The 20,094-nt window shown below is 65.0% G+C and carries 16 protein-coding genes; 6 read left to right on the top strand and 10 right to left on the bottom strand.

The window, feature by feature from the left end:
• Positions 1–173: 173 nt before the first annotated feature.
• Together XH87_RS32620 and cydB are read left to right on the top strand one after the other, a co-directional pair.
• The gene (locus XH87_RS32620) at positions 174–1,574 is read left to right on the top strand and encodes a cytochrome ubiquinol oxidase subunit I (protein ID WP_271590404.1); all 1,401 of its coding nucleotides are present in this window, start codon (positions 174–176) and stop codon (positions 1,572–1,574) included.
• A gap of 2 nt (positions 1,575–1,576) precedes the next feature.
• Positions 1,577–2,563 carry a cytochrome d ubiquinol oxidase subunit II gene (gene cydB, locus XH87_RS32625; RefSeq protein WP_271590405.1) on the top strand — a complete coding sequence of 329 codons (987 nt, stop codon included), beginning with the start codon at positions 1,577–1,579 and terminating at the stop codon, positions 2,561–2,563.
• 159 nt (positions 2,564–2,722) lie between these two features.
• On the opposite strand, the gene XH87_RS32630 is transcribed toward cydB, so the two are convergent.
• Entirely contained in the window at positions 2,723–3,970 is a 1,248-nt protein-coding gene (locus XH87_RS32630) for an oxalate decarboxylase family bicupin (protein WP_158672091.1), read from the bottom strand.
• A gap of 249 nt (positions 3,971–4,219) precedes the next feature.
• Between XH87_RS32630 and XH87_RS32635 the strand changes: the two genes are divergently transcribed.
• Positions 4,220–6,508 carry an FdhF/YdeP family oxidoreductase gene (locus XH87_RS32635; protein ID WP_271590406.1) on the top strand — a complete coding sequence of 763 codons (2,289 nt, stop codon included), beginning with the start codon at positions 4,220–4,222 and terminating at the stop codon, positions 6,506–6,508.
• Positions 6,509–6,531: 23 nt separating this feature from the next.
• Here the strand turns inward: XH87_RS32635 and XH87_RS32640 are convergent, their stop codons facing one another.
• The 4 genes from XH87_RS32640 to XH87_RS32655 form a co-directional block, all read right to left on the bottom strand.
• Positions 6,532–8,013 (bottom strand): sensor histidine kinase, encoded by a 1,482-nt coding sequence (locus tag XH87_RS32640; protein ID WP_271590407.1) that lies wholly within the window; start codon positions 8,011–8,013, stop codon positions 6,532–6,534.
• A gap of 72 nt (positions 8,014–8,085) precedes the next feature.
• Entirely contained in the window at positions 8,086–8,526 is a 441-nt protein-coding gene (locus XH87_RS32645) for a thioesterase family protein (protein ID WP_158669305.1), read from the bottom strand.
• Positions 8,513–11,656 carry an efflux RND transporter permease subunit gene (locus tag XH87_RS32650; RefSeq protein WP_035699197.1) on the bottom strand — a complete coding sequence of 1,048 codons (3,144 nt, stop codon included), beginning with the start codon at positions 11,654–11,656 and terminating at the stop codon, positions 8,513–8,515. Before XH87_RS32650 ends, XH87_RS32645 begins: the two co-directional genes overlap by 14 nt.
• Positions 11,653–12,825, bottom strand: a complete 1,173-nt coding sequence (locus XH87_RS32655; protein ID WP_271590408.1) for an efflux RND transporter periplasmic adaptor subunit — start codon at positions 12,823–12,825, stop codon at positions 11,653–11,655. The genes XH87_RS32650 and XH87_RS32655 overlap by 4 nt, the downstream gene beginning before the upstream one ends.
• A gap of 51 nt (positions 12,826–12,876) precedes the next feature.
• Between XH87_RS32655 and XH87_RS32660 the strand changes: the two genes are divergently transcribed.
• Positions 12,877–13,422: a hypothetical protein gene (locus XH87_RS32660; protein ID WP_199763025.1), complete on the top strand. Its 546-nt coding sequence runs from the start codon at positions 12,877–12,879 to the stop codon at positions 13,420–13,422.
• 80 nt (positions 13,423–13,502) lie between these two features.
• On the opposite strand, the gene XH87_RS32665 is transcribed toward XH87_RS32660, so the two are convergent.
• On the bottom strand, positions 13,503–13,862 hold the full coding sequence (locus XH87_RS32665) for a hypothetical protein (protein WP_271590409.1): 360 nt from the start codon (positions 13,860–13,862) through the stop codon (positions 13,503–13,505).
• A 253-nt stretch (positions 13,863–14,115) separates the two neighbouring features.
• Between XH87_RS32665 and XH87_RS32670 the strand changes: the two genes are divergently transcribed.
• Complete coding sequence (locus XH87_RS32670) at positions 14,116–14,901, top strand: alpha/beta hydrolase (protein WP_271590410.1); 786 nt, start codon at positions 14,116–14,118, stop codon at positions 14,899–14,901.
• 264 nt (positions 14,902–15,165) lie between these two features.
• Complete coding sequence (locus XH87_RS32675; protein WP_271590411.1) at positions 15,166–15,741, top strand: hypothetical protein; 576 nt, start codon at positions 15,166–15,168, stop codon at positions 15,739–15,741.
• A 341-nt stretch (positions 15,742–16,082) separates the two neighbouring features.
• Here XH87_RS32675 and XH87_RS32680 read toward each other — a convergent pair whose 3' ends face one another.
• The 4 genes from XH87_RS32680 to XH87_RS32695 all read right to left on the bottom strand — a co-directional run bounded on the left by XH87_RS32680 (position 16,083) and on the right by XH87_RS32695 (position 20,034).
• A complete protein-coding gene (locus XH87_RS32680) occupies positions 16,083–17,375 on the bottom strand; it encodes a biotin/lipoyl-binding protein (RefSeq protein WP_271590412.1) in 1,293 nt (430 codons plus the stop codon).
• A gap of 13 nt (positions 17,376–17,388) precedes the next feature.
• The gene (locus XH87_RS32685) at positions 17,389–17,592 is read right to left on the bottom strand and encodes a DUF1656 domain-containing protein (RefSeq protein ID WP_271590413.1); all 204 of its coding nucleotides are present in this window, start codon (positions 17,590–17,592) and stop codon (positions 17,389–17,391) included.
• Positions 17,589–19,484 carry an FUSC family protein gene (locus XH87_RS32690; protein WP_271590414.1) on the bottom strand — a complete coding sequence of 632 codons (1,896 nt, stop codon included), beginning with the start codon at positions 19,482–19,484 and terminating at the stop codon, positions 17,589–17,591. Before XH87_RS32690 ends, XH87_RS32685 begins: the two co-directional genes overlap by 4 nt.
• Positions 19,485–19,656: 172 nt before the next feature.
• Positions 19,657–20,034 carry a response regulator transcription factor gene (locus XH87_RS32695; protein ID WP_271590415.1) on the bottom strand — a complete coding sequence of 126 codons (378 nt, stop codon included), beginning with the start codon at positions 20,032–20,034 and terminating at the stop codon, positions 19,657–19,659.
• Positions 20,035–20,094 lie beyond the last annotated feature (60 nt).

The following is a 20,094-nucleotide window of genomic DNA, read 5'->3' on the forward strand; positions in this document are numbered from 1 at the left end:
GGGCGCCGTGCGCGGCCTATGATTTCCAGCAAGTGCCGGAACGGCGCCGCCGACATCAACTGCCAGGGAGGCAAGAATGAACGACCTCCGCAAAGAGACCGGCAGCCTCGGTGAAGTGCCGGATCCGGCGGACGAGTTCGCGAAGCGAGCGTGAGAAAAGAAGGGGCTTCCCAATGGATCCGACGGCGCTTCTCCTGTCGCGGCTGCAGTTCGCGTTCACCATCTCGTTCCACATCATCTTCCCGGCGTTCACGATCGGGCTTGCCGCCTGGCTGACCGTGCTCGAAGCGATGCACCTGTACCGTGGCAGGCCAGTGTACCGGACGCTGTTCGAGTTCTGGCTCAAGATCTTCGGTGTCGCCTTCGGCATGGGCGTCGTATCGGGCGTTGTGATGGCGTTCCAGTTCGGAACGAACTGGAGCGTGCTGTCCAGGATGTCGGGGCCGATCCAGGGCCCGCTGCTGGCCTACGAGACGTTCACCGCCTTCATGCTGGAGGCGGGTTTCTTCGGTATCCTCATCTTCGGACGGTCGCGGGTGCCGCCCTGGTTCTATCTGTTCTCGACTGCGATGGTCGCGCTCGGAACCACGCTGTCGGCGTTCTGGATCATGGTCAACAACAGCTGGATGCAGGCGCCGACCGGCTATGTCCTGCAAAACGGTCAGTTCGTGCCTGACGATTGGGCGCAGATCATCTTCAACCGGGTGGTCTGGGTCCGGTTTCCGCACATGCTGCTGGCCTCCTATCTGACCGGCGCGTTCTGCGTGGCGGCGACCGGCGCGTGGTATCTGCTGCGGCGGACCTATCGGGCCGAGGCGCATGTGATGCTGCGCATGGGTCTTGCGCTCGCGGCGGTGCTGCTTCCGCTGCAATTGTTCATCGGGCATCTCGTCGGCGACTACGTCCACGACTATCAGCCGGCCAAGTTCGCCGCGATCGAGGCGCGCTGGCATGACGAGCAACCGGCTTCGGAGGTGCTGATCGCGATCCCGGATTCAAGCACCGAGTCGAACAAATACGCGATATCGATCCCCGTGCTCGGCAGCATCATCGCAAGCATGAGCCTGAGCTCGAAGGAGATCGGCCTGAGCAGCTTCGCGCCGCAGGACCGCCCGCCGGTGGCGATCCCGTTCTTTGCCTTCCGCATCATGGTCGGCTGCGGCTTCGTGATGTTGGGGCTTGCCTGGCTCGGGACCTGGCTCGGGCTCAGGCACCGGCTCGAGCGCAGCCGCCTGCTGCTGTGGGGCATCTTCCTCAGCTTTCCATTGCCCTGGATCGCCATCCTCACGGGCTGGTACACCGCGGAAGTCGGCCGCCAGCCATGGACTGTCTATGGCGCGCTACGCACGGCGGATGCCGTGACGCCGTTCCTGACCGCGTCGGCCGCCACGGCTTCGCTGATCCTCTTCGTCGCGGTGTACGCCTTCATCTTCTCGTTCGGAACCTATTACATCTATCGGCTGTTGCGCGCCGGACCGGCGGGACTCGGCGGCGAGCCGCTGCACGTTCCCGTGCCCAACCGGCCGATGTCGCTGGCCGACAAAATGCCGACCATCGTCGAGGCGGGAGAATAGCCATGGTGACGTTCTGGGTTGCGCTTCTTGCCATCAGCATCCTGATCTATCTCCTTCTGGACGGCTTCGACCTCGGGGTCGGGATGCTGTTCGGCCTCGCACGCAGCGAGGCGAAACGGGAGGCGATGCTGCGCACGGTCGTTCCGGTCTGGGATGGCAACGAGACCTGGCTTGTCGTCGCCGGCGTGATCATGTGGGGCGCGTTTCCGCTGGCATACGCCACGGTGATGTCAGCCTTCTATATACCGGTCATCGTGATGCTGCTCGGATTGATCCTGCGCGGCGTGGCGTTCGAGTTTCGCGGCAAGGCGCTCCGTTCGCGATGGATTTGGGACGTCAGCTTCGTCGCGGGCTCGCTTGCCGCCAGCTTCATGCAGGGCGCGATGGTGGGGGCCCTGGTCGCAGGACTCCAATTCTCCAACGGCGACTACGTCGGCGGGACGTTCGGCTGGCTCACTGTCTTTTCTGCCCTGTGCGGGATTGGACTCTGCTTCGGCTATTCGCTGCTCGGCGCCTGCTGGCTGGTGAGGAAGTGCGATGGTCCCGTTCGGGACGCCGCGCGGCGCCAGATCTCGCCGCTGGCCATCGGCGTCCTGATGTTCCTGATCGTCGTCTTCGCCTATGCGCTTGCCGAACATCTTCCGATCCTGCAGCGCTGGACCGACCGGCCCTATCTGTTCCTGTTTCCGCTCGTCGGCGCCGGAGCCGCCGCAGTGCTCGCCACGAGTGTCCTGCGCCACGACGATTACTGGCCATTTCACATGGTCGCGCTGATCTTCGCGGCGGCGTTCGGCACGCTCGCCCTGTCTTTCTGGCCCTATATGATCCCGTTCGTCGTGACGATCGACGAGGCCGCGGCGCCTCATGCAAGTCTCGCATTCCTGTTCTGGGGCGCCGGCCTGTTCGTCTTTCCGCTGATGCTGCTCTATGTCGCGGTCGGTTATCGTGTCTTCCGCGGCAAGTCCGCGGCGGCGGTCGATCATTACTGACGGACGCGCGGCTCGAACCTGCCGTGAGCTATCGCGGCCAAGAAGAAAGGCGCCGTTTCCGGCGCCTTTTTCGTTCAGGCCCTCGTTCACGGCCCAGGTTCAGGAGTTTGTCTTTCAGGAGTTTGTCTTTCAGGACTTGGACATTCAGGACTTGGACATTCAGGACTTGGGCATGACGCCGGGGCCGTTGTCCGGCCATTGGGCGATCAGCTTCTCGTCGATGTTGAAATGCTGGGCGACGAGCTTGGGCGGCGTGTGCGTCAGCCAGTTGGAGAGCGAGACCTCCTCGTACCGCGGTGCGCGGAACACTCCGACGAATTGCAATTCGGTGTCGCCGACATTCTCGACGTAATGGCCGAGATTGCGCCGGACATAGCCGATGTCGCCGGCCGAGAAATCCGTCGTCAGCGCGTTCGGACCGGTGTCGAACACCGTCATCCGCGCCTTGCCCTTGATGTAGTACTGCCACTCGTCGGCGTTCGGATGCCAGTGCATTTCCCGGACGGCTCCCGGCGGCATCGTCACCAGTGCCGCGGCGACGGTGGTGGACACCTTGAAGTTGCTGCTGTCGGCAACGCGGATGTTTCCTGCGGAGCTCTCCTTGACCGGGGTCGAGCTGCCGAGCGAATGGACGAACGGGTAGGGCGGCGCTTCGGCGTGCCTGGCGACTGCGGCGCGATCGGTGGCGAGATCGCCGGGCACCGTCCCCTGGAAGATCCAGAGATTGTGCAGCGGGATCTTGGCGAAGGCCTCGGCCGGGACGCCGAAGTTCTTGGCCAGGACCTCGGGCGGGGTATGGGCGAGCCAATCCGTCACCAGCAACGTGTTGAACTCGTTGGCATGGCCGTCATCGAAACAGATCACGAATTCGCAGCCGTCGGGACCCAGTCCCTGCAGCGAATGCGGCGCGCCCGACGGAAAATACCAGAGGTCGCCGGCCTTGAGGTCGGCGACATAGGGGCGCCCCTGGGTGTCGAGCACCGTGATGCGACAGGTGCCGTAGGTCATGATCGCCCATTCGGCGGCCTGATGCCAATGCAGCTCGCGGATGCCGCCGGCGGACAGCCGCATGTTGACGCCGGAGATCTCCTTGGAGATGGCGAAGTCCTCGACGGTGACCTGCCGGGCCCAGCCGCCATTCTGGATCCGCTTCGGCGCATTGTTGAACGAGGCCCAATCCATCGGCAGGCCGCCGACATCGGTCGCGGGCGGGCTCTGCACCGATGGGAATTGCTTGGCGAGTGCGGGATTCTGCGGACCGGGATCGGTCAGGCTTCCCGGGCTCCTTGCGTTTACCGCCCCTTGCGGCGGTTCATCCGGATTGCCGAAGGTTGCGGCCTGTGCACTGGAGCCGACCATAGCGGCGCCTGCCGCGGACATGGCCAGCAAATCGCGTCGTGAAAACATGTTGGGTCGCTCCTGAAGATTGGCGAAAGCCCTCTGTGGCGCAGGGGCTTCAACCGCCAACCCTAGTTTCCGCTCGTCGTTTCAGCTTCCGGGAATGGCGCTCCTTTTGCCGGAATGCACTGGCTGCTGCGACCGGCGGTCCGGAATCGCGCGTGTGCAATTGAGAAATTCGGCTTCGTTTTGAAAAGACGGCTCTGCCCGTCCGATCCTTAACTGGCCCGGAGAAGTGCAAGATCGAGAGATATCGAGATGACCACGAAATCGGTTCGTCCCTACCGTGAACCAGCCGGCGGCTGGGGCGCGCTCAAGGCGCTCAGCGAGGCGCTTCTGGTCCAGCGCGTGCCGCTGAAGGGCGCGGCGACGTTGAGCCGAATGAATCAGCCGCAGGGCTTTGATTGTCCCGGCTGCGCATGGCCCGATCCGAAGCACACCTCGTCGTTCGAGTTCTGCGAGAACGGCGGCAAGGCGGTCGCCTGGGAGGCAACCTCAAAGCGCTGCACCCCTGAATTCTTCGCCGAGCATACCATCACCGAGCTCGCAAGCTGGAGCGACTATGATCTCGAAATGGTCGGGCGGATCACGCATCCGATGGCCTATGATGCCGCATCCGACCGCTATCTCCCGGTGGAATGGAGCGATGCGTTCGACATGATCGGACGTGAGCTCAGGGCACTGCCGGACCCGAACATGGCGGAGTTCTACACCTCCGGGCGGACCTCGAACGAGGCAGCCTTTCTCTATCAGCTCTTCGTACGCGAATACGGCACCAACAATTTCCCCGACTGCTCGAACATGTGCCATGAGGCGACCAGCGTCGGCCTGCCGTACTCGCTCGGGGTCGGCAAGGGCACCGTGCTGCTGGAAGATTTCGACAAGGCCGATTGCATCTTCATCCTCGGCCAGAATCCGGGCACCAACAGCCCGCGGATGATGACCAGCCTGCGCAATGCGGCGCGTCGCGGCGCATCGATCATCTCGTTCAACCCGTTTCGCGAACGCGCGCTGGAGCGATTCCAGGCGCCGCAGAGCCCGGTCGAGATGATCACGCTGACGTCGACGACGATCAGCTCGAAGCTCTTCCAGGTGCGGGTCGGCGGCGACGTCGCTGTCCTCAAGGGAATCATGAAGATCCTGGTCGAGGCGGACGAGGTTGCCCGCGCCGCCGAGCAGCCGGAGATCCTGGACTGGGATTTCATTCGCGGTCACACCGTCGGCGTCGAAGCGCTGATCTACGATCTCAAGCGCACGCAATGGCCCGACATCGAACGTCAGTCCGGCCTGACGCGCGAGGACATGGAATATGCGGCCGGCGCGTACATGAAGGCAGAGCGGACCATCATCGTCTACGGCATGGGCATCACCCAGCACTGGCGCGGCGCGCACAACGTGCAGCAGATCGCCAATCTTGCGCTGTTGCGCGGCAATGTCGGGCGCGAAGGTGCCGGCGTCTGCCCGGTTCGCGGCCATTCCAACGTGCAGGGCGATCGCACCGTGGGGATCACCGAGGTTCCCAAGGCAGACTTCCTCGAGCGCCTGGAGCAACGCTTCGGCTTCAAGCCGCCGTCCGCGCCGGGGCACAACGTCGTGACCGCGCTGGAGGCCATGATCCGCGGCGAGGTGAGGGCCTTCTTTGCGATGGGCGGCAATTTCGCCGCCGCCATTCCGGACTGGCAGGCGACGCAGGTGGCACTTGGCAAGCTCGATCTCACCGTCCACGTCTCGACCAAGCTCAACCGCAGCCACCTGATCCATGGCCGCGCCGCCCTGATCCTGCCATGCCTCGGACGCACCGAGATCGATGTCCAGGCGTCGGGACCGCAGTCGATCACGGTGGAGGACTCGATGTCGATGGTGCATGCGTCCGGCGGCCGCAACAAGCCTGCATCGGAGCATCTGCGCAGCGAGGTCGCGATCATCGCCGGCGTCGCCAAGGCGACACTAGGCGAGCGCACGGTGGTCGACTGGGACGGTTTCGTTGCCGACTACGACCGGATCCGCGATGCGATCGAGGCGGTGTTCCCGATCTTCCAGGGTTACAATGCCCGTATTCGTGTCCCCGGCGGCTTTCACCTCACCTCGACGGCGCGCGAGCGGATATGGGCGACACCGTCGGGCAAGGCGAACTTCCTTGTGTTTCCAGGGTGCGGCGAAGACCCGCAGAGCGATGCCGATTTCCTCTGGCTCACCACCATACGCAGCCACGACCAGTACAACACCACGCTCTACTCGATGTCCGACCGCTACCGCGGTGTGTTCGGCCAGCGCGACGTGGTCTTCCTCAACGAGTATGAGCTGAAGAAGCGGGGATTGGCCGACGGCGATCGCGTCGACCTGATAACCGCATCGACCGATGGCGCCGAGCGGATCGTGCGCAACTTCCGCGTCGTGGCCTACTCCTTCCCGACCGGCTGCTGTGCGGCATACTATCCGGAGACCAATCCGCTGGTCCCGCTCTACGCCCGGGATCCGCTCAGCTTCACGCCGTCATACAAGGGCGTTCCGATCCGCCTGGTGCGTTCGGCTGCGACCGGGGAATAGAGCCCGCGGCCGAGACGCTCCGGTCACGCGTCGCAGTGCGGCGAGTCCGCCCGGACGGAGACCGGCAGTGTGAACCAGAAACGGGCTCCGCCGAGCGCGCCATTGCCTTCCGCGCCGATCCGGCCGCCATGCGCTTCGACGATCGACCGGCAGATGGGCAGTCCCATGCCCATCCCGGTCTCCTTGGTCGTGAAGAAGCTGTCGAAGAGCCGGCCGACATGCTCGGCGGCGATGCCTGCACCGTTGTCCTCGACGGTACAGCACAATGTCGAAGCGTCCGGCGAGACCGTGCTGATGACGATCCGGCGATCGTCATATCCGGCCTGCGTCATCGCCTGCACTGCGTTGATGGCGAGATTGACGATCACCTGCTGCAGCTGGGTGCGATCACCGAGCACCCGCGGCGCGCTCGGATCGGGCCGATGCACGATCGTCACCGCGCGGGATTCGAGTTCGTGCCGGAGGAAGAGAAGCGCTTCGCGAACGATCTCATCAAATGACAGCGATGTCTGTTCGGGGGCCCTCCGGGAGGCCATTCCGTGAACGCGCGACACGATGTTCGCCGCCCGCTGCGCGTCTTTGACGATGTTTTCGATCGTCTTGCGGATCTCGACGATATCGGGAGTGGGCCTGTTCAGCCACCGAAGTCCGGCTGCGCCGTTGGTGGCGATGGCCGCGAGCGGCTGATTGACTTCATGAGCAATCGAGGCGGTGAGCTCGCCGAGCATCGAGACCCGCGCGGCATGCGCGAACTCGGCCTGCACCTGCTGGAGCTTCTGCTGGGCGCGAATACGTTGCGAGATGTCGATCGTGCCGACCAGGCTGACTTCGAGATCGTTGATCGGGCCGACGCGGGCGGTCGTGAAGAGAACGTCGACGATGCGGCCGTCCCACGTCACCATCCTGGTCTCTTCCTCGAAATTCGTCTCGCCGCGATAGCGGGACTCCATCGCCCGGCGGAACGTATCGGGGCGTTCCTTCCAGCTATCGGCCATGGAACGTCCGACATAGCCCTCGACGCCTCCCCCGAACATCTTGATGGCTCGTTCGTTGGCCTCCTGAAAGGTGAGCGCATCCATGCAGGTGCGGAGAAATTCGGGATGGCTGTCGAAATAGGCGCCGAGATCCTTGACGCCCTCGGCGCGCAGCTTTCGAAACAGCACGACGAGCTTGGTGGCGTCGAGCTGCCGGAATGCGATCGGCATGCGGCTGAACAAATGGCGGTAGCGCAGCTCGCTCCGCTCCAACTCGGCGTGGGCCTTCTTCAGGGCCGTGATATCCAGGATCGCGCCGACGAGCGTCAGCGAAGCGGCCAGAAAAGCGGCGAAAGCGATCGCCGTGAAGTTGTCGCCAAGCAGCGAACAGGCGAAGGACAGCAGGGTCAAGACGAGGCTGCCCCAGGCCCACAGCAGAATCCGATCCTGTATCGTCTGGATCGGCAGCACGCGGTGCCACCATCGCCGGGGCCGTACGGGGTTGGAGCCATCCAGGCGTTCGACTGTCATGCGGAAGGTCTACCGTGCCGCCGAAAGGCGGTCTTTTGCGTTTTCGTAAGCGCTTTGCCAAAACGCACGAAGCTACGGCCGAACCGCGTGCGACTTTAAGGCCATCTCGGCCATGGATCTGGTCACACCGAATCGTCTCTCGAACTCGGCGACATCGACGACGCCACGGCGGTGGGTGCCGTCGCCGATCTTGCGGTCGCCGTCCCATGCCTCGACCTCGAACAGGACGCTCCTGGCCTCAATCGCGACGACCCGCGCCGTCGCGCGCACGGCGCGGCCGACGGGCGTGGCCGCACGGTGGCGGATATTGACCATCATCCCGACGCTGACATGGCCTGCGGGCAGGAACGGCTGAACCGCCGATCCCGCTGCCATCTCCATATGCAAGATCATCATCGGCGTGCCGTAGACTTCAGGCATGCCCGGCACCACATGGCCGACCGTCATTTCGCGCGTGACGGTCACCAGCTTGTCCGCCGTCATGCCGGTCTTCACTTTCTCAAGCGGATTCATGGCTCAATTCCGTCTCTGCCCCGGTCGTGGATGGAGTGGATGCCTTCGCCGCCTGCGGCTTGCGTCCGGTGAACCAGTTGCCCAGCCGATCGAGATAGAGATAGACGACGGGCGTGGTGTAGAGCGTCAGGATCTGCGACAGCATCAGGCCGCCGACGATCGTGTAACCGAGCGGCTGGCGCAGCTCCGCACCGGTGCCGGAGCCGATCATCAGCGGAACGCCACCGAGCAGCGCAGCCATCGTCGTCATCAGGATCGGGCGGAAGCGAAGCGTGCAGGCCTGGTAGATCGCCTCCTCGGGGCTGAGCCCATGCTGGCGCTCCACCTCGAGCGCGACATCGACCAGCATGATGCCGTTCTTCTTGACGATGCCGATCAGCAGGATGATTCCGATGATGGCGATGACGCTGAGATCCATGTGGACCGCCAGCAGCAGCAGCAGCGCGCCGATTCCCGCCGACGGCAGCGTCGACAGGATCGTGATCGGATGGATCAGGCTCTCATAGAGGACGCCGAGAATGATGTAGATCACGATCAGCGCCGCGCCGATCAACAACGGCGTGCCCGACAGAGAGGACTGGAACGCCTGTGCGTTACCCTGGAACGAGGTCGACAGCGAGGCGGGCTTGCCGGTGTCCTTCTCGATCTTCTGGATCGCCGTCACGGCATCGCCCAGCGCGGCGCCGGGCCGCAGGTTGAACGAGATCGTCACCGACGGAAACAGGCTCTGGTGGTTGATCAGGATCGGCGCGGGCTTGATGACGGCATGGACCAGAGTGCTCAGCGGAACCTGCTGGCCGGAGGCCGAGTTCAGGTAGATGTCCTTGAGCGCTTCGGGCCCGTACTGGAAGCGTGGATCGACTTCCATCACGACGTGGTACTGGTTCAGCGAGGTGAACATGGTGGAGACGATGCGCTGGCCGAACGCGTCGTCGAGCGCATTGTCGATCGTCGTCGGCAGGATGCCGAAGCTCGAGGCGACCTCGCGATTGACGGTGACCTCCAGCCGCGGCCCGGCATTGGCCTGGTCGCTTGCGACGTCGCTGATGAGGTCGAGCGCGCGGAGCTTCTCCAGGAAGATCGCCGACCAGTGGGTGAGCTCGTTGGAATCGGCATCCGTCAGGGTGTATTGATACTGCGTCTTCGACAGGCGTGCGCCGATCGTGATGTCCTGCGCCGCCTGCATGTACAGTGTGATGCCCTGGATGTGGGCGAGTCGCGGGCGCAGCCGGTTGATCACCTGGTCGGCGCTCGCCTTGCGCTCCGGCTTCGGCTTCAGCACGATGAAGATGCGCCCCTGGTTGAGCGTCGCGGTCGGGCCGCCCGGACCGATATAGCTCGCTACCGACTGGATCGCGGGATCCTTTGAGAGGATGCCCACGATCGCCTGCTGGCGCTCGGACATCGCGGGGAAGGAGATGTCCTGGGCAGCCTCGGTGATGCCGACGATCTGTCCGGTGTCCTGCTGCGGGAAGAATCCCTTCGGGATGATCACGTAGAGGTAGCCGGTCAACGCGATGGTCGAGAGCATGACGAGCAGCGTCGCGAAGCGATGCCGCAGCACCACGCGCAAGCCCCGCGCGTAGAGCGCGAGCAGGGCATCGAAGCCGCGCTCGAACAGGAGATAGATCCGGCCGTGCTTTCTCCGTGAATCGTCCTTCAGGAGGCGCGCGCACATCATGGGCGTCAGGGTGAGCGAGATGATCAGCGACAGCAGCAGCGAGGCGGTGATGGTGACGGCGAATTCCTGGAACAGCTTGCCGACGTAGCCGCCCATCAGGAAGAGCGGAATGAAAACCGCGATCAGCGACAGCGTGATGGAGACGATCGTGAAGCCGATCTCGGCGGAGCCCTTGAGCGCCGCCTCCAGTGGAGTCATGCCCTGTTCGAGATGGCGCACGATGTTCTCGATGACCACGACAGCATCGTCGACCACGAAGCCGACGGCGATCGACAGTGCCATCAGCGAGAGGTTGTCGAGGCTGTAGCCGAGCACATAGAGCACCGCAAACGTCCCGATCAGCGCCAGGGGAACGGTGATCGCCGGGATGACGGTGGCCCAGAAGTTCCGCAGGAACAGGAATATGACCATCACCACCAGGGCGACCGTCAGGAGCAGCGTGAATTGAACGTCGGAAACTGCTGCGCGAATGGTGGCGGTGCGATCGGCGGCGATCGTCACCTTGATCGCCGGCGGAACGGAAGCCTGCAGCTGCGGCAGCAGCTTCTTGACGCGGTCGACCGTCTCGATGACGTTGGCGCCGGGCACGCGCTGGACGGCGAGGACGATGGCGGGCTCCTTGCCGTACCAGCCGGCCAGAAGGTCGTTCTCGGGTGCCTCGATCGCCGTGCCCACGTCGCGAATCCGCACCGGCGAGCCGTTGCGATAGGCGATGATGAGGTCTTCGTAGGCGGAGGGCTTCAGCAGCTGGTCGTTGGTGTTCAGCGTATAGGTGACGCGCGGGCTGTTGAGCGTGCCCTTTGGCAAATCGACGTTCGCGCCGGCGATGACGTTGCGGACGTCTTCGAGGCCGATGCCGCGCGCGGCAAGCGCCTGCGGATTGACGCGGATGCGGATCGCAGGCTTCTGCTGGCCGCCGATGCCGACGAGGCCGACGCCGGGAACCTGCGAAATCTTCGGCAGCAGGATATTTTCCGCATAGGCGTCGACCGTGGTCAGCGGCAGCGAGTCCGACGTCAGCGCGATCAGCATGATCGGCGTCTCCGCCGGGTTCACCTTTCTGATCGTGGGCGGGTAGGGAATGTTCGGCGGCAGGAACGGGCTCGCGGCGTTGATCGCTGCGAGCACGTCGACCGCCGCGCTGTCCACCGTGCGCGACAGCTCGAACTGCACCGTGAGCTGGGCCACGCCGAGCGCACTGGACGAGGTGAGCTGTGTGATGCCGGGGATCTGGCTGAGCTGCTGCTCGAGCGGTGTGGCGAGCGACGAGGCGATGGTGCCGGGGTCTGCGCCGGGCAATTGCGCCGAGATCTGGATCGTCGGGTAGTTGACGTTCGGCAGCGCACCGACCGGCAGCAGCGGATAGGCCGCAAGGCCGCACAGCAGCAGGCCGGCCATCAGCAGGGCGGTTGCAATCGGCCGCAGGATGAACGGCGCCGAAAGGTTCATGGGATCGCGTCCTGCACGGCGCTCTGCAGGTCGGCCTCCCGTGCCGCCTTGCCATGCAGTTCGCGGACGCGGCTGCCTTCCGTGAGCCGATACTGGCCGTCGACCACAACGACGTCGCCTGACTTCAGCCCCTGGTCGATCAGCGCCTGGCCATCGCTGATCTGTGCGACGTGAACCGGACGCAAGCTGGCCGTCTGGCCGCCGGTCACGACATAGACGTAGCTGCCGTTCGGTCCCTGCTGCACGGCCGAGCCCGCGACAGTGAGCGCGTCCTTCTGAATTTCGAGCAACAGGCGCGCATTCACCAGCTGGCCCGGCCACAGCCGGTGCTCGCGATTCGGGAACACCGCCTTGAGCTGAACGGTGCCGGTCGTTCCCGCGATCTCGTTGTTGACCAGCAGCAGCGTGCCTTCGTCGAGCTTCATCTTGTTGTCCTGGCTGTAGGCGATGACCTTCAGCTCGCCCTTTGCGGCGTGCTGCTGGATGACGGGCAGGTCCGTCTGCGGCAGGGTGAACAACAGCGAGATCGGCTCGATCTGGGTGACGACGACGAGACCGTTCGGATCGGTCGGATGGATCACGTTGCCGACATCGATCTGGCGAACGCCCGTGATGCCGGGAATCGCCGATGTCAGGCGCGTATAGCTGAGCTGGACATTGGCTTGATCGATCTGCGCCTGGTCCGCCTTCACGGCGGCCTTGAGCTGCGCCACCTGCGCCGTCTGCGTCTCGATCAGTTGCGGGGTCGCATAGCCCTTGTCGCCGAGCTGATTGTAGCGGGACAGATTGGCCTCCGCATTGGTGAGCTGCGCCTGGTCCCGGTCGCGGTTGGCCGTCAGCTGCTCGATCTGGGCCTCGTAAGGGCGCGGATCGATCTGGGCTAGCAGGTCGCCGGCCTTGACGGCCTGTCCCTCGGTGAAGGCGATCCTGACGATCTGCCCCTGAATCTGGCTGCGCACGACGTCGGTGTTGTAGGCGATGACGGTGCCGATGCCGCGCAGGTAGATCGGGACGTCCTTGCCGGTGACGGTGGCGGCGACCACCGGCACGGCGGCTGGCACCGGCGCGGCCGCCACGGCCGGCTTCCGATCGCTTCCGAAGAACCGGAGCCCTCCGCCGATCAGGATCGCGGCGAAAGCGACCAGTGCAATGGTGAGGTTCCGTTTCACGGCAATGGTCCTTGCTGATCTCCGGGAGTACCGGAACCGTCGATAGAACTCGTGCTGCCCATCGAGCCAGGGCTGGAGCCGGGGCCGGGCACCGGCACGAACGGACTGATTCCGGCGCCGCCGAGCTCGGTGGATCCGAGCGGAATCCCGACGCGTCCGACTGTCGATGTCGAGGGAGGCAAGGCTGACTGGGTCGTCATGCCGTTCGGGCAGCCAGGTGACGAGCTTCCGGAGAGCCCGCCGCCGTCGAACAGGGCTCCCGATGATCCGGGGGTGCCTGAGGCGGCGCAGTTCGCCGTGCCTTGCGATGGCGTGATCGGGGATACGCCCGGCGTTGCAATCTCAGTCGAGCCCAGCGGAATGCCTTCAGGCCGCGTCGAACCCAGGTTGAGCGGCGAGGTCGAGGGCATGCCGATCGATGGAGGCATCGTCGGCAGCGCCATCTGCGCAATGGCCGCGGCGGAGGGCAACGATATCAGGCTGACTGCGAGCGCCGCGCCCGGAAGCATCGATGCAAGCCGGCGGTATCTGGACGTGTTCGAGGAGGGCTGTTCTCGCATGGGCTGCTCCGGATTCCTTCATTGCGCGGAACGATAGGGAGCGGCCGGCGTGCCGGTATTCCCTGAACGCACGCCTCGCTGTCTGGCCGCACGATCGAAAAGGCATCCCCTCCGGAATCATTGTCGCCGCTTCTGAAGCAGCAGCGCCGCCCTGGACAGCTCGCGGCGACACCCGGCGATGTCGCCAGAACGGTCCGCGGCACGCGCGCGATCGAGGGCATCGAGCGCGAGCCGAAGATGCGCTCCGCTCGCGCCTTGCGCCTGCGCCAGAGATCGCGGCGTGGGTTGATAACCGCGTAGTGCGTCGAGGCTTTCCGGACCCCAGCCATGTGCGCCGGCATTCTTCTCGATCGCCGCGTCCAGCTGTGCCTGGACACGCCCGATCGAATCCTCGCAGGACGCTGCATGAACCGGAGTTGCCGCATTCAGGAGGACTATAATGGCAGCTGCGATCCGGATGAGTGAATTCGATGTCATTGTCGATCCTCTCGTGTCGGTGACTGAACGTCTGTCTCGAATGTCAGAATCGATACGAGCGGTCTTTCGCTTAAGAACGTCGGCCGCTCTGCATGCGCACGAGGTCGTGCTGCCAAAGAAACCGGACGCGAGCGGAATCGGAGCTGCGGCGGACATATCCGGCGTGCGAAGTGGCAAGGGCCGTTGTTTGCCGAAATACGCAGGCAAACGTCGAACTTAATGTCGGATCGTTCCAACCCGGAGTGATCCAGACATGAAACACCTCAACGCTGGCCTCGTCTTTGCTGCCGCCCTTTCCCTGTTCGCGGGCGTCGCCCCGGCGCGTGCGGAACCGTTGAAGAACATCGTCCTCGTGCATGGCGCCTGGGTGGATGCGTCCGGCTGGAAGCCGGTCTACGAGATCCTGACCAGGGAGGGCTTCCGCGTCACCATGGTGCAGGAGCCCGAAACGTCGTTTGCCGACGACATCACTGCGGCGAAGCGGGTTCTCGATCTCCAGGATGGTCCGACGCTCCTGGTGGGCCACAGCTATGGCGGTTCGATCATCACCGAAGCCGGCGTTCACCCCAATGTCGCCGGCCTCGTCTACGTCGCCGCGCACGCGCCCGACGTTGGAGAGGACGAATCGGCGCTGGGCAAGAAGACGCCGAGCGTGCTCGGCAAGACTGAAGGCGTCATCAAGATCACGCCGGACAAGTTCACCTATCTCGATCCCGTGCAATTCCCGAAGCTGTTCGCGCCCGATCTCCCGCGCGAGCGGGCCGAGTTCGTTGCGCGCTCCCAGGTCCCGGCCGCGGCGCAGGTGTTCAGCACGCCGCTGACGGAGGCTGCGTGGAAGACCAAGCCGAGCTGGGGCATCGTCGCCGGCGGCGACCAGATCATCAATCCAGATCTGGAACGCTGGTACTACGAGCGCGCCAAGAGCCACATCACGGTGATCCCGGGCGCGAGCCACTCGGTCTACGAGTCGCATCCGAAGGAAGTTGCGGCTGTGATCACCCGCGCCGCACGCAGCATCGATCAACCGGCCACTCGCTGACGACGCATTTTGCCGGTCCTGACGCACGGCCGGTGGAAGGAAGGACGGCGGGAGAGACAGCACTCCCGCCGTCCCGACTGCCTCCGAAACTTCACGAATGCGATCGGAAAAACGCTGACGCCGCAGGGCGGCGCTGGTCCGACGAAGGAAAAAAAGCGATGACGAGCTGGCAGAACAACCGCGCTGCGCGCGACGCGCGCATTGCAGCCGGCGCCGGGCGACGCGACCATCACTCTCGACCTTGTGGCACGCCGGGCGGATGCCATGGATGCGGCGACGCGCGCCGGTGATGGACTGCTGTTCATTCGCTGCCTTTCGCGAGCGCAGGCCGATGGCCTTTGCGAGCGCCACGGCGCAGCGGTTGCCATCGTCAATCCTGGCGATGCCTTTGTCATTGGCGGTGGCCGCGAGGCGTCGAGCAGGATCGCCGAGGACGCGCGGTCCATGCACGGCGCAAGGATGGTCGCCTTGCCGGTTGAGGTTGCCTCCCACACCGAACGGCTCGCTGGAGCGTCTGCGGTCTTTCGCGAGGCCTTGCGCCTGGCGCCAGCGGTATTCCCACCGAGGACCGGCGCCCGCATTCTGAGCGGAATCGATGCCGCTCCGGTCGTCTCGCGCGAGACTGGTCTCGATAAGCTCGCCGCGCGGATCTCGCAGACCGTGCAATGGGCCGATTGCCTGCAAGCCTGTGTCGAAGCGGGCGCGACGGGGTTCCTCGAACTCGGGCCGGGACATGCGCTGAGCGGCATGGCGGTGGAAATCGCGCCGGTGCGCGCGCTGGATGATTTCAGGAGTCTTCAGGGCGTCCGCACCTGGGTCAGGCGTCACGTCAGCCCCTAATGCCGGCAAGTCCCCGAACGGACGATGTCCCGCGCGTTGTGCTGTCGAAAAAAGGGGGCCGTCCCTTGGGGGAGGACGGCCCCTGAATGCTCGCATGCCCAGGGAGGAGGGAGGCTCGAGCTGTGACTTGGGGGTCTCAGTCACTCAACATGCACACCATCGCCGATCCCGCAGCCAAAGTATTTCATGAACCCCCGCCGTTTCTCATTTCGCATGATTCACGACAGGCCCCTGCGCAGCAGGTGAGACGCAGCCTTTGCGCGTCGACGGAGGGTGGCCGCCTGAGAGCTTGGACGGGGCCCGACGTGTTCCGGATGACGCTGCGTCGGCGCGCGCGCGTATCAGGGCAGGCGTGGCGAGGCGTCGAGGCCAGGAGTCAAGGCGGGTGCGACCTTCTCTGCTGGCGGAACCGCAGGCTCGCGCGCATAGGGAAGCGCTTCCACCTCGGGGCGCTGCTGCGACGTCGCCTGCAGGCAGTCCGGACGAGGCGGACGGCCCGCGCCGAACAGATCGGAGACGGGATCGACGAAGGTCGCGCGGAACCGGTCGAGCCAGGTTTGGCCTCCGCCCGCGGAGGGCTGTCGGATGGTCACCGTCGCTGTCATGCCGGAGACGAGCGGCACATCGGGTGGCACGGTGTCGATGGCGAGGCGAACCGGCACGCGCTGCGCGAGGCGCACCCAGGTGTAGATCGGGTCCACGTTGGGCAGGCCCTGTGTGCCTGCGGCGGCGTTCGACACGCTGACGCCGCGCGTCACGGTCTTCACATGTCCCAGTATCGGCTTGGGATAACCGACCAGTTGCGCTTCAGCGCGATCGCCGATGCAAACCCGCGCCATCTTGGTTTCCTCGAAATAGCCATCGATCCAGAAACTGTTGGAATCGATCACGGAAACGTTGCTGACGCCGGTGACGGCATAGTCTCCCGCGCGCAACAAGAGATTGGTGACATAGCCGTCGACGGGGCTGACCACGCTGGTGCGCTTCAGGTTCAGCTCCGCCTGTGCGAGCTGATGCGCCGCCGCCTCGTAGGCAGCTTTCGCCTGTGCCGCATTGCCTGCAAAGATCTGCTGCTCTTCGGGTGTCGTCGCAAGATCGGACAGGTGCTGTCGGCGGTCGAACTCGGCCTGCTTCACCACGAGGTCCGCGGCCCGCTGGTCGACGAGGGCCTTGCCGATGCGAACGGCTACCTCAAAGTCGAACGGATCGATCACGTAGAGAACGTCGCCCTTGTGGACGAACTGGTTGTCGGCGACCCGAAGCTCCACGATCTTGCCCGCAACCTGCGGCGCGACATTGGCAACCTGGACACGGACGCTGCCGTTCCGCGTCCACGGAGCGGTGACGTAGTGCTGCCAGGTCGCAGCCGCTATCAACACTGCGAGCAGTGCGATGCCGAGGGTCGCAAGATGCTTGCCGGCACCGCGGATGAACCGGCCGACGGCATAGCGCAGCTGCTTCGCGGTGTGCGCGGCCTGGGCCGAAGGTCCGCGGGTTTCCACGGAGCGAACGCTGGTGTCGCGTGCCACAGGCTGCGGCTCGACCGATCGGTCCATGGCGTCGGTGGTATCGGTGTCTTCGGTTGACGGTTCGCCGCGGAGCGGGGCAGCGTCCCGGGACAGGGTCGCGTGCATTACGATTTTCTCCCTAGAAGAACAGTGCGAGCAAACCGAACATCGCGATGTAGAGGCTGAGTTCGGCGAGCGACGGGTTGCTGAAGAGTCTCGCGAAGCCGACGAAGCGCAGCAGCGGGCGAAGCATCAGGAACGCAAGCAGCGCGATTGCGGCATAGGAGACGATGGGAGCAATGAGCACGCCGCCGACGACGAACTCCCGATATGTGTTCGTCATGGCTGCCTGCCTTGGCTGGGATCGATTGGAGACCGTGGGGGTGCAAATACGGCGCTTGCCGGAACCAGCACGGCGATGGCCGAATTGGCGGACAGGTTGTTTCGCGATGCCGCCTTGCGCAGCGCCCTGGCAGCAGCGAGGATCGCGGCACCGTTACGCCGGGCGAGGGCCTCTCGTGCGTCCTGCACCACTCGTGCAAGCGGCCCCCGTGTCAGCCGCTCCAGTTCGGCGCGGCAGCGCCGCAGGCTCTCGGCCTGGTCGAAACAGTGCATCGCCCTGGCCGCGATCTGACCATCGAGAGTCGAGGCGCCGTTTGCGGTTAGAATCTGTTCGACCCGAGCTGCGTCGCGGAACGCGGCTTCCTCCGGCGCGAGGTCTCGATCTCGCCAGCTGTCGAGCTGGCCCAGCTCCCCCCTGGCCTCTCGCAGCAGCAGACGAACTCGCCGGTCGCCCGACATGGGAGGCAGCAGCATCTGCGCTGCGAGCACGAGCACGGACGACAGACAGGCAAAGAAGCTCGTCACGAGAAACACTTCGGGGTCGTAGCTCTGCGGATTGGCCGGTGCGAGTACGGCGATCGTGAACACCAGGGCGAGCCGGCCGAGGGAGCACAGCAGCGGGTTCGGCAATGAGATCAGCAGTGCGAAGCCGATGGCGACAGGCGCGAGACCGATCGCCAGCAGCTGAAATTCGGACACGCCGTTGAAGACGAAATACTTCAGGATGCCGGCCAGCGCGCAGGCGATCGGCATCGCCGCCACTGTCACCATCGTGAAGGTGCGCGGCGCGGGCGCCGTCGAGCCGAGGCCGAGGATTACCGCGACGAGCGAGAGGCAGAGCTCGGTGGTCGGCCAGCCTGTCAGCGCGAAGAAGATCGCAATCAGCGTGAATGAGATCGCGGCCCGTGCGCCGGTCTCCGCCGCAATGCGGCGCGAGCGGTAGAGCGGCGCGCGCCATGCATGATACGGACGCGTCCCTTCGCGCAGCGCATCGTGGCTGCCGCGGACCTGGGCAAGCTTGTGGCTGATCTCGCTCTGGAGCCAGCATCGCGAAATGGTCGTCAGCCTGGCCGCCTCCCGGCCCGGGTCGTCCGCATTTTGCGCCGGGGCAGACGTGACGGGGAGCGCCGCGAGCATGCGGCCAAGGGAGGGTGCGCTGACGAGATCGACCAGCGCGGAACGCGCGGACGCGGTTCTTGCCGTGCCGATGCTCGATTCCGTCGCAAGGCTGGCGATCTCCGGACGTATCGCAGCGATGTCGTGCAACAGGTCCGCCGCGGCCGTTGCGGAGTCAGGCTCGGTCCCCTGCGTGAGGTCCGTGACCCGTCGGCGCAGCGCCTCGATGCGCCCTGCCAGCACCGGATGGTAGTCCGGCGCGGCCAGCACCTCGTTGACCAGCGCCACCGCAAGGACCCCGATGCCGATGGCGGCGCCGCGCGCTATGCCGGTCGGAAAGACCTGGAGCGGCGTGTCGATCTGCTGGATGGCGATCAGGGCGACGGTGATGCAGCAGAGCGCCGCCGCATAGGCACGATTGCCGTCCAGCATGGCGGCGACATAGACGCAGAGCCCGACCCAGATGCCGAGCACGGCGAGCAGGAGGGCGTCGGTCTGAGAAAACACGCCGGCGATCGCAATCGATGCCACGACCCCGATCGCCGTCGCGAGCAGCCGGTAGCCGGCCTTTTCCATGCCCTGACCGCGCGTCGGCAAAGCCAGGATCGCCACGGTCAACGCCGCCGACGAGGGGGATTCGAGTTCGAGCCAGAAGCTCACATAGAGTGCGAGCATCATCGCCAGCCAGACCCGCAGCGCGAACGCCCAGGAGCTGGCCGGGAAGCCGGCGAAGACCAGCGGGCGCGGTGCGGCAGCACTGGTGGCGGTCACTGGCATCGTGCCCCATCCGTTCCCGGCAGAGCGTGCCGCCCGGCCGATGTCGATAAAATCGATGCCGACTATGAGGTTTGCCGGGCCTGCCGGCATTTCCGGTCCACCATCCCGCTTGCCGGAATGCACGTCTGGTTCGGGGGGGGGGGAGGCGTCGCCCGAGAGGCGGGCGGATCGGCTACGGCACGTGGCCTGCCAGCGCCTCTTCGAGACAGCGGATGATCTCATCGCCGCTGGAGGGCTTGCCGAGACAGCAATGCGCGCCGGCCGCCATCACGCGCTGGCGCACGGATTCGCTTGGAAATGCCGTCATGAAGATGATCGGGAAGCGGCGACCGGAGGCAATCAACCGTGCTTGAAGTTCATCGCCGGCGACAACAGGCATCTGAATGTCGGCAATCATGCACGCCGGATCGTCTCCCGGCGCATGCCGCAGGAAATCCATGCCGGATTCGTAGGCATCGGCCTCGTAGCCGAGCGAGCGCACCAGGCTCGCCAGCGAAGTGCGAACGCCTTCATCGTCGTCCACAATCGCAATCACAGGGGTCTTGGCCATTTGCGCACAATCCTGACCGCGGTGTTCCGCAAGGCAAGGAGGATATCTCCCGTTGCGCGG

This window comes from Bradyrhizobium sp. CCBAU 53415, from assembly GCF_028128735.1.
Classification (GTDB): Bacteria; Pseudomonadota; Alphaproteobacteria; order Rhizobiales; family Xanthobacteraceae; genus Bradyrhizobium.